Origin of the sequence: Streptococcus sp. AM43-2AT (assembly GCF_003603405.1) — a bacterium.
GTDB lineage: Bacteria > Bacillota > Bacilli > Lactobacillales > Streptococcaceae > Streptococcus > Streptococcus ilei.
Genome location: NZ_QTND01000009.1, coordinates 1 through 1,648, shown reverse-complemented (window position 1 = coordinate 1,648; position 1,648 = coordinate 1). Strand labels below are relative to the sequence as shown.

General features: G+C 43.8%; 1 protein-coding gene and 1 pseudogene. Both read left to right on the top strand.

All coding sequences use genetic code 11. The annotated features are described in order from the left end of the window. The coding region (locus DW930_RS10355) for a GBS Bsp-like repeat-containing protein (RefSeq protein ID WP_123159987.1) at positions 1-1,036 on the top strand (1,036 nt) is incomplete at its 5' end. A gap of 217 nt (positions 1,037-1,253) precedes the next feature. Further along, positions 1,254-1,648 (top strand): annotated as a pseudogene (locus DW930_RS10350) (N-acetylmuramidase); the annotation flags it as partial.

The following is a 1,648-nucleotide window of genomic DNA, read 5'->3' as shown; positions in this document are numbered from 1 at the left end:
CTGGTCTGATAAGGACGGCCAAGATGATATCCGTTGGTACGAAGCGACTCGTCAAGCAAACGGAGACTACAAGGTTTCTGTCAAGGCTAGCGATCACAAGAACTCTACTGGCAAATACCATGTTCATCTTTATTACATTCAAAATGATGGCTCGCGTGTAGGGGCTGGGACAACAACCACAGAAGTGGAATTTAGAAATCTGACGACCAAGACCCAAACAGGAATCAAAAATGTTAATTCTGGTGCGGGAACCTTTACGGTAACAGTAGACCAAGCACCTCAGGGACGTCGGATCAAGAATATCCGTGTTGCTGCTTGGTCTCAAGCTCATCAAGAAAATCTCTACTGGTATACTACAGCACCTTCTGGTACGCATACAGAAGTGCAAGTCTCTGCAGCGAATCACCAATACCAGAAAGGGAACTACACCACTCACGTCTATGTGGACTATGTGGATGGTGGCGTTGAAGGTTTTGACTTGGGTCAAACGGCTCTTTCACCTCGTGAGACAGTTGATCAAGCAGCATACACTCCTCGTGTTACGAATGGACAACGAGATCGGGTTCTTCGAGCAGCTGCAAATTTAGTAGGTGTTCGAAGTGGAAGTGCAGCCCATCATCAATTGGTCAAGGATTACAATAGCATAAATCCCCTACCAGTTGGATACGCTGTGAAAAATTCTGATGATTGGTGCGATGTGTTTGTAACAACAGTTTTCCAACGCGAAGGTCTTAGTCATCTCATTGGTCGTGAGTGTGGGGTAGAGCGCCACATCCAAATCTTTAAGCGTCTCGGTATTTGGAATGAGGATGGAGCTTCTACACCAAAAGCGGGTGATATTATTACCTTTAACTGGGACCAATACTCTCAACCGAATGATGGATTTGCGGATCATATTGGGATTGTAGAACGCGTCGAAAATGGATTGATTCATACAATCGAAGGAAATTCCGGTGTTGTTGGTACTGTAAAACGCAATGTTTACCGTATTGGACACGGCAATATCCGCGGATTTGCGACACCACGTTATAAATAACAAATTTTAATTTGTAGAAACTCCTGAAAAGATCGATAATAGCTCTTTTCAAGAGTTTTTCTTTTTAAAGATATTAATACTTCACTTATGCTGAAAACTTACCAATCTTCTAATGGGATTTTTTTTAAGAAGAGAGGAGTTATCCTTTAGATTACTTTCGTATTGCTATTCTATATGGTACAATAGGGGAGTATAAAATATGATTAAGGGAATGAAAATGAGAAAAAAGGATTTCATTTATTTTGCCAGTGCAGCTGTATTGCTAGCTGCCTCAGCTCAAGTTGCCCATGCCGATGAGGTGGGAGTGAAAGAGTCGGCAGTCACTGAAAGTGAAGCAGTAACGACACAAGCTAGTTCAGCACCAGTTGTCGAGGAAAAGCAAGAAGTAGGGACTCATCAATATGTGGCGCCAGCTCCAGTAACAGAGCTTCCAGTCGCTAGCTCAGAAGTTACGAAGGCAGACGAGCCAAAGGTAGAAACACAGCCTATTTCATCAGGACAATCTGCCCCATCCTCTGAGTCAACTGCGAAACCAGTAACGGGGACCACTACTTTCTATAGTGCTGGTTCCAAGGCTCCATCTGGCCGTACAGTTAGTAGCCCTGTTTCGGC